Origin of the sequence: Marinomonas algarum (assembly GCF_020532605.1) — a bacterium.
GTDB classification, from domain to species: domain Bacteria; phylum Pseudomonadota; class Gammaproteobacteria; order Pseudomonadales; family Marinomonadaceae; genus Marinomonas; species Marinomonas algarum.
On the sequence record NZ_JAJATW010000044.1, the window covers coordinates 1 to 8,605 of the forward strand.

Consider the following 8,605-nt stretch of genomic DNA (forward strand, 5'->3'; position numbering starts at 1 on the left):
GGGCCATGGAATCTGGGCAGTGAATTTTACACTGACCATGCTCAATCACCACCTGATTGGTAACATGACTTGAGTGCTCTGACGATACGACTTGCAAGCGAGTGAAGGCAGAAGAAGGGTTATCAATCACTTGCTGACGTTGCTTTAATTTGACATTGAAGTATTTAGGATTGATGTTGCGCTGTTTGCAAAATGCGGTTTGAGAAAGCTTGGATTGCTCAAAAGCCTCAAACAGCTCGAGCCAGTTGTATTTTTGATAAGTCGCCATGACGTGCTCCTTGAATAATAAGAAGCGATAAGGTTAGCGGTTTGAGGGCGTCATGGGCAGGTAGGGTTGGATTGGCGCTTACATAAAGGCCAAGACAACCTCTTCTTCAAAACGTAAATGCAAAAACTCCTGCCTACAAAGCTAATGACCAAAAAAACAAGGAAATAAGAAAGAGCAGCGACCTGACAACTCTTTATCGCCCTTCTAACCTTCTCAGAGCTTATATGAGGCGTTTTCTCGGTTTATAACTATATCTCTTAGGTTTTTATATTAATTTCCTTAGATCGCCTTGCAGGCCGTTACAGCTAACATTGCATAAACTCAGAAATGAGCAGAAATACCTTCCAAAACAGCAATTCTTAGATTTTAAGAAATATTTTGATTATAAACCCATAATATTATGGGAGGTTGTCTTTAATTTTTAAGGCAAAAAAAGCTTTTTAACAAAAAAGCATCTCCAATTAGTCGGTTTTTCTGTAGTGGAAATTCAATCATTTTTCCACTTATATTTATGGGAGGTTGACCAAAATTTCCAAGGCAAAAAAGAACGCGAAAACACCCTTTTTGGAGAAATTTCGCCTCAAAATGTCAATGATCCAAGAAGAGACGAACTTTGTAGCGTCAGTACAAGATAGAGGTCTGCATACAGCCTCTATGCAGTCCCTTTGAATGCAAGCGCATCAAATTCCCAACGACAGAAACGCGAAAATGCGCATAAAGATCTGCATACAGCCTCTATGCAGTCCCTTTTCAATAATTTTCTATCTGCAAAGGCGTGAATTTTCCCAAAAGAGTAGTTTAGAGGCGGAAGGAACCGAGAAAGAAGCGCATACAAGCATCTTCCTAAAGCAAGCGAGAATGCGCCTTAGCCTTGTTCAAATTACGAAGTAATTAGTGTTGGTAGTTCATTAGAGACTTCCGTTTGCTTACTCATTTGCAATGACTATGATGTGATTAATCGCATCGTTCAAGTTGTATTTTGATTTGATTAAGCACAGTATTCACATTACATTATGATTAGATTAATCGTATTATTTAAATCATAGGGTGTGTTATGTGGATATGGCAGCAAGACAATTGGCCTCACTTTACATGGGATAAAAACATTGTAGAACCCATGCTAAGGAAAGCTCGTTTTAACCAAGGAATACTATTGGGTAAAATGGCCTGTCAATCTCACGATGCAATGCAAAACATGCTAGATACACTTTTGGCTAATATTATAAACTCAAGCGCTATTGAAGGTGAGAAACTGAATGCTTTTTCGGTACGCTCTTCACTAGCCAACAAACTCGGCTTGACAGAAGAAAACGCGTTTCCTACTACTGAACAAACCGATGGTATCGCTGAGATAATGGTCGATGCCATTGAGAATCTTGATTCAAAACTGAGTTTAAAGAGAATTCTATATTGGCATGAAAAACTATTTCCTAAAGGCTATACCGTACTCAACCCTATTAAAGGTGGCCAGTTACGAGGCAGTGAACCTATGCAGGTAGTTTCTGGTCGAATTGATCGACCTACCGTTCACTTTGAAGCTCCTCCACGAGAAGTGCTTGATAAAGAATTAGAGCATTTTATCCGATGGTTTAATGAATCAATAGAAGAAGGATCACTAGACCCATTATTAAGAGCCGCCATCACTCATATTTGGTTTGTCACTATACACCCTCTAGATGATGGAAACGGTCGTATAACTCGATTACTTACAGACTTAGCATTAGCTCAAGCTGAAAGCCAATCGGTCCGATTTTACGCCATGTCAGTGAGCATATTGGTAAAGCGTAAAAGCTACTATGAAATACTTGAACAAACGCAAAAAGGAAGCCTAAACATCACTGCATGGTTAGAGTGGTTTCTTATCACGTTAAACGAAACCTTCAATGATGTGCTAAGAGAAATAGATCAGACTATTTTAAAATCAAAATACTGGCGAAAAATAGACCAAACAAAGTTAACGTCGGAGCAGGTCAAAGTCTTAAACCGTATGCTCGATGGAGATTTTGAGCAAGGCATTAACACAACTCAATACCATAGAGTTGCCAAGGTCAGTAAACCAACAGCAACGCGCCACTTAGTGACGTTAGTTAAGCAAGGCTGTTTGGTTCGATCTGAATCTGGTGGGCGGAGTACGAGGTATTTACTCGCTCAATAAAAACAGATCTTTCGACGTCCTTCACCACCTAGTTCTGCTTGTTTCGATAGGGGATTTCTATTACTGGGCACGCCAAATTACTTTAGTGGCTGGTGACATTATTGCACCACTCACTTCACAGGTTAACAAGCGGTGCTCCCCGCTCTAAAATACTTAAAGCACCAACAATATCAGCGTTTGTGGAACTTCTTAGTCGCAGTTTCCTTAGCTAAGATTTTCTCGCTAAGCATCAAATCTTTCACATGTGAAAGATTCATTTTTCATTCGATCCGTTGCTTTAACCCAAACCCTTTAGTGGTAAGGGTGACCTTTCTATTTATGCCAGTATTGGCATATCTGAGAACGCCTAAGCCATCCTTGTCTCTGTACGCGCTTCCACTCGATAGTTTGATGAACTGCCCTAATGCTGTTTTATACTGCGGCGAGCTTGCATCATCCGTATTAGCTATCTCAAGCAGAGTAAGCGGCTCTGAATAAGCAACTTTTAAAAAAAACTCGGATTGAGAAATGCTTTGAAGCCCAAAACTTCGAGCTATCGAAAGTGCGCTGATTAACTTTCTGCTTTCCATAGAAACCTCGTGTAATTTAGAACGATAAGAGTGTGATCAGAACGTTACATTTGACCCATAGGTCCTTGGTATGCCTTTCAACACGAAACTTTCACATGTGAAAGTTTTTTAACAAGCATTCGGAATGAATGTCATGAACAGCTAAAGGTCACTCTGTTCCAGATTAGAAAGCTAAACAAAGTATTGTCATTAATAGTCACTTAAAATTATACAGTATAATTTAAGGTGTTCTATGAATGTGACGTATCTTGGTGTTTCTAAATCTTCTTCGTTTATTACATCCAACAGCATTCATATCCCACTCTATGTAGAGGGAGTCTCTGCTGGTTTTCCGTCACCCGCCTAAGACTATGTTGAACGGACTTTGGATCTCAACGAGTTTTGCGTATCTCATCCAGCAGCTACTTTCTTCGTTCGTGCTCAAGGTGATTCTATGGAGGATACCGGTATTTTGACCGGAGATGTGTTGTTAGTTGATAAGTCGTTAACAGCTTGTCACGGTGATATTGTCATTGCCTGCATTCATGGTGAAATGACCGTTAAAACTCTAGAGCTACACCCTAACGTTTTACTCCAGCCTCGCAACCGTGCTTATAAAGCCATTGAGATCACTGAGGAATCAGAGCTTGAGATATTTGGCGTAGTAACAAGCGTGATCCGTAAATACGAGCGTGGATGATGCAGACCGTCTTTGCATTAGCAGATTGCAACAATTTTTACGCTAGCTGTGAAAAGCTGTTTCGCCCCGATCTAAAGCACACTCCCGTTGTGGTGCTGTCCAATAACGATGGCTGTGTTGTCGCACGTTCCAAAGAAGCAAAAGCACTTGGTATTAAGATGGGTGTCCCCTTATTTCAAATCAAAGATCTAATTCAACAACATGGAGTAGTCTGCTTTTCGTCAAACTACGCTTTGTATGCCGATCTTTCTAACCGAGTCATGACCATCTTGGAAGAGGAAGCTCCAAGGGTTGAAGTGTATTCAATCGATGAAGCCTTCATGGATTTAACAGGTGTTGACCACGCAGTAGATCTTTTGACCTTTGGACAGCAAGTAAAAGCCAAGGTTGATAAGTGGACAGGCATTACCATAGGAGTAGGTATTGCTCCTACTAAGAATTGTTGTTGTGTCTGTAGCAGGTAACATCCACTTGGCCATAAGAGTACCCCACTCTCTGTGATGTTAACCTTTTACAATCATTAATAATGTTAAAGCTGTTGCCCCACCCATGATGAGATTAAATATTCTTTGGCGTTTAGCGTCTGTTAGTGTTTGAACAGATATTTACAATCTAATCTTTTGTTATATTCAGTACATCGCATATATATTCTGGTTTTGCGAACAGGTAACCTTGTCCAAGTTGACAACCTAATCTCATCAGAGTTTGTTGTTGCTCCTCTGTTTCTATCCCTTCAGCAATTACTTCAAGGTTTACGGCTTTTGCAATATCAACAACCGCTGACACAAGACGGTACCCCACTTTATCATCCAGGTCGTCAATAAAGCTCTTATCAATTTTGAGTGCATCAACAGTAAGTTTGCGAATATAACTCAAGGATGAATAACCCGTTCCAAAATCATCTAAGGAAATCTTGATGCCTCTTGATCTGAGTGAATGTAGGTTATCTAAAACCTGCTGATTCATTTCAAGTAGAACACCTTCTGTCACCTCTAAATCTAAATAAGCAAGAGGTACCTGTAGCTCGTCAGATAACGAGAAGATATAACCGGCTAATTCAGTGTCATCAAAGTGAGAAGATGTAATGTTGACAGCAATAGGAAGCACTTTTTTCTTGTCATTAAGGCAGCGACGTAAGCAGTTAAATACCGTTTTTAATACATAACGATCAACTTTTTTTGCTAGCAATATGTTTTCGGCTACTTGTATAAATTCAACAGGTGAAACATGGCCAAGTATAGGGTCGTTCCAGCGTAACAATGCTTCATAGCCTACTATTTCATTGGTGTTCAGGTTGACTTTAGGCTGTAGGTGAACTTTTAGAATCTCTTGTTCAAGTGCAATTCTTAGCCGCTGTTCTATATCAAGCTGTCTCTGTAAAGAGGTATTGAATTGTTCATCATAAAAAGCGATGCTATTTTGACTGCCTTTGGCTTTTGATAGCATAGACTGGGCTTGAAGAACAATGAGATCCGTATCGTCCGTATCGTCTGGATAGATAGAGATACCTATTTTACCGCTGATTCGTATCTCATTATCGTCTATCAAGTACGATTTATTAACCTTTTCTAGAACTGATTCAGCGATGTTATTGGCTCTTATCGCGTCATTTACGAAAACAGCGATAATGAACTCATCAGAACTTGGTCTACTTAACAATATGTTCTTATGAGTATTGTTTTTTATTCTGTTTGCTATCTCGGTGATGATTTGATCGCCTACATTTAGACCATAACGGTTATTAATCATGCCAAAGCGGTTACAATCAAGGTAAAGAATGGCGAAACGCTCAGTGGATGCCCATTCTTTTAAGCTTGAAAAAAATGCTTCTGCACTCAGAAGTCCTGTAAGTGCATCATGATTTTTTAGAAATGCAGCTTCTCTAAGTGCCTCTTCCTTTTCTGATATATCAATACCAAATCCTTGAATTTCACTTGAGCCCAAATGGTTACTCACTTTTGTAAACCACCATTCTACTTTTAACAATCCACTTTTTCGCCGCATGGTCGCTTTAAATTTTATTTGCGCATGGTCTTGGTTGTTAGAAATATCATGAAGTATATTTCTTATACTGCTCTTTTCACCGTGTATAAGATTAATAAAATCTAAGCCAAAGACTTCCTGATTTGTGCACTCAAAAGTATTAAAGAAGGACTGATTGGCAAAGGTGAGTTTACATTCCTTGTCAAAACGACAAATGATCTGGCCTTGACACTCAACAATACTTTTGTAGCGCTGCTCTGCCTTAGAAAGCTCAGCAAGTGCATTATGGTAATCCGTTAAATCGTGGCATATACCAATGAAATGCGTTCCTAACTCTGTTTTGGCCTCACCAATAGACAAGCGCATCGGAAAAATATGGCCGTCTTTTCTTCGTCCTGGAATATCTCTACCTGAACCAATTACTTGGGCATTACGAGTTCTAATGTAATTTTTTAAGTAGCTATCATGCTCGTTACGATAGGGTGAGGGCATGAGCATCTTTACGTTCTGTCCTATACATTCTTTTTTTGTATAGCCAAACATTGTTTCTGCTGCTCGGTTAAAGCTGATAATGATTCCTTTGTCATTAATGGTAATAATGCCATTTACAGCGGCATCAAATAACGCATTTTGCAATGACTCAATCTGTATCTTTTCTGATAATGCCTGCTGATATTCTGATAAATCATGACAAATTCCTATGTAATAAGCATTCTCTTTAATAGTGGTTTTACCAACAGACAAATGCATGGGAAATTCAGTACCATCTTTTTTGATACCTCTAACTTCCCTACCACTGCCAATGATTTTGGCTTCATTGGTGTTGTGGTAATTGTTTAGATAGGAATCATGTTCATGCTTGAAGGGTTCGGGCATCAAGATGTTAACATTCTGAGATATACACTCTTCAGCTGAACGTTGGAATAACGCTTCTGCAGACTTAGAAAAACGCAAAATAATGCCTTTTTCATTGATAACAACAATAGCATCGGCAGCCGAATCCATTAAGGCTTGGTAAAGTGGGCCGAGGTCACTCAATATACTTGGCATTAGTGATTACCCCTTAAAACGAACAACGAGTTCATGTAGCTCATCTGAAATATTATTTAGATACGTAATGGTTTCAAACAACTCGTTAGAGCTTTGGGTACTGCTACCGGCAATGTCAGCGATGTTAGCGACTTGTGTCTTGATGTCTCCTGCTACGTAGGCTTGCTCTTCTACCGCTGTTGCCATTTGAGTCGACATGGTGGCAATTTGGCTTACTGCTTTTGAAATGCCAGTAAGCATTTCACCACTCTCAATAACATGACTTAACCCTTTTTCTGCATCTTTAGAGCCATTTTCGGAGATCTGCACTGCATCGCTTGCTCGTTCTGTCAGTTCCTCGACGATTGTGTAAATTTCTTTTGTGGACTCTTGAGTACGATGAGCAAGGCTACGTACTTCATCGGCTACAACTGCAAAGCCGCGTCCTTGTTCGCCGGCCCTGGCGGCTTCAATTGCGGCATTTAATGCGAGTAAATTTGTTTGTTCTGCAATTTGCTCAATGATTTGTGCCGCTTGAGCAATTTTAGTGGTTTGATCCGATACCCCATGCACGGATCTGCCAATTTCTTGTACTGTGTCTTTTAGTTTCTCTATGGCGCGGTGTGTTGTATTCGCAACGTCTGTACCTTCTAAAGCAAGTTGATTTGCTGTTTCGGCATGGGTAGCTGTATTGCCAACATGTTTTGACACCTCTTCTATGGCAGACGTCATTTCATTTATGGCGGTTGCTACTTGGCAGGTTTCATTCTGTTGGCTAGCTATGGATTGCTGCATCAAGTTGGTGAGTGACGCACTCTTATCAGACTCTCTCGCTACATTAGCGGCTGCGCTTTCAATACGGCTGATGACAGTATTTAAGTGTGAAATTTGACTTAAGATCGATACTTTGAGCTCACCAATTGGGCCGATATCATCCGTGTAAGAACAAACAGCTAAAGGATGAGAAAACGAATTTTTAAGCATGGCATTTAATGAATTAAATGCTGTTTTTGATCGAGCTGTTGACCATGCCGCATAAGTAAGAACAGTGAGCAAGAGCTCGATTTGTGATGCTATTGTGTAACCCGTAATGAATAGTGCCGCACAACCGGCTAGTGCAAGTACGAGAAATAAGTTTGGAAGTGAAATAGGGGTTGTGGTTTTGAGTTTTTTTCCCGCATTAATGTTTTTGTAAAGTTTATCAGCTCGCTCGACATCTTCTCGTTTTGGGCAAGATCGAACAGATTCATATCCAATAATGTGCCCATTTTCGGTAACAGGTGTGATGTAGGCATCTACCCAATAATAATCGCCATTTTTACAGCGGTTTTTGACCATCCCCATCCAAGGTTTCCCTGCTTTTAAGTGGTCCCACATAACCTCATAAGCTTGCGTGGGCATATCTGGGTGACGAACTAAGTTATGTGGCTGGCCTATAAGTTCGTGCTCTTCAAAACCACTGATGTTCACAAATGCCTTGTTGCAGCTAAGAATAACACCTGTTTTGTCGGTGACTGTTATAAGCTTAGTACTGCCGTCAAAAGTATGTTCTTTGTTGGTGATGGGCATATTGTTGCGCATTGATTATCCTTAACGATGCTATTGAGTGGTGAGTGGTGAGTGGTGAGTGGTTGGAGTGTGCTAATCAGTAAGCGCACATTGTATGAATGAGTAAAATTCTGTGTGTTATTTATTGTGCGCAATACTATATTAGTAGTTATGAGTATTTCAATAACAAGAGAGCTATCGATAACATATTGTTATCAACAGTCAGTTTTTTAGGCAAAAACGATACGTGACTGCTCCCCTACATAAATGTAGGGGCTTCCAAGTTCTCAGGCAGCCGCTAGCCTTACACTAGACTTACGCTTGCCTCCCTTAGCAGAGACGGACAGCCCTTCCGCCTTCATTTTCAAAACGCC

At 40.2% G+C, this 8,605-nt stretch carries 5 protein-coding genes and 2 pseudogenes; 3 read left to right on the forward strand and 4 right to left on the reverse strand.

Going from position 1 to position 8,605, the window contains the following annotated elements; all coding sequences use genetic code 11:
• On the reverse strand, nt 1–268 hold a 268-nt coding region (gene tnpA, locus LG368_RS14965), incomplete at its 3' end, for an IS66 family insertion sequence element accessory protein TnpA (RefSeq protein WP_226755501.1).
• A 1,054-nt stretch (nt 269–1,322) separates the two neighbouring features.
• Here tnpA and LG368_RS14970 point away from each other — a divergent pair.
• Nucleotides 1,323–2,423, forward strand: a complete 1,101-nt coding sequence (locus LG368_RS14970; protein WP_226755502.1) for a Fic family protein — start codon at nt 1,323–1,325, stop codon at nt 2,421–2,423.
• A 260-nt stretch (nt 2,424–2,683) separates the two neighbouring features.
• Here the strand turns inward: LG368_RS14970 and LG368_RS14975 are convergent, their stop codons facing one another.
• Nucleotides 2,684–2,992 (reverse strand): hypothetical protein, encoded by a 309-nt coding sequence (locus LG368_RS14975; protein ID WP_226755503.1) that lies wholly within the window; start codon nt 2,990–2,992, stop codon nt 2,684–2,686.
• Between the two features lie 358 nt (nt 2,993–3,350).
• Between LG368_RS14975 and umuD the strand changes: the two are divergent.
• Nucleotides 3,351–3,671, forward strand: a pseudogene (gene umuD, locus LG368_RS14980) (translesion error-prone DNA polymerase V autoproteolytic subunit); the annotation flags it as partial.
• Nucleotides 3,671–4,108: pseudogene (locus LG368_RS14985) on the forward strand (Y-family DNA polymerase); the annotation flags it as partial. The pseudogenes umuD and LG368_RS14985, both read left to right, overlap by 1 nt.
• 175 nt (nt 4,109–4,283) lie before the next feature.
• On the opposite strand, the gene LG368_RS14990 reads toward LG368_RS14985, so the two are convergent.
• Both LG368_RS14990 and LG368_RS14995 read right to left on the reverse strand, forming a co-directional pair.
• A complete protein-coding gene (locus LG368_RS14990; RefSeq protein ID WP_226755504.1) occupies nt 4,284–6,704 on the reverse strand; it encodes an EAL domain-containing protein in 2,421 nt (806 codons plus the stop codon).
• A gap of 6 nt (nt 6,705–6,710) precedes the next feature.
• Nucleotides 6,711–8,264 (reverse strand): methyl-accepting chemotaxis protein, encoded by a 1,554-nt coding sequence (locus LG368_RS14995; RefSeq protein ID WP_226755505.1) that lies wholly within the window; start codon nt 8,262–8,264, stop codon nt 6,711–6,713.
• Nucleotides 8,265–8,605 lie beyond the last annotated feature (341 nt).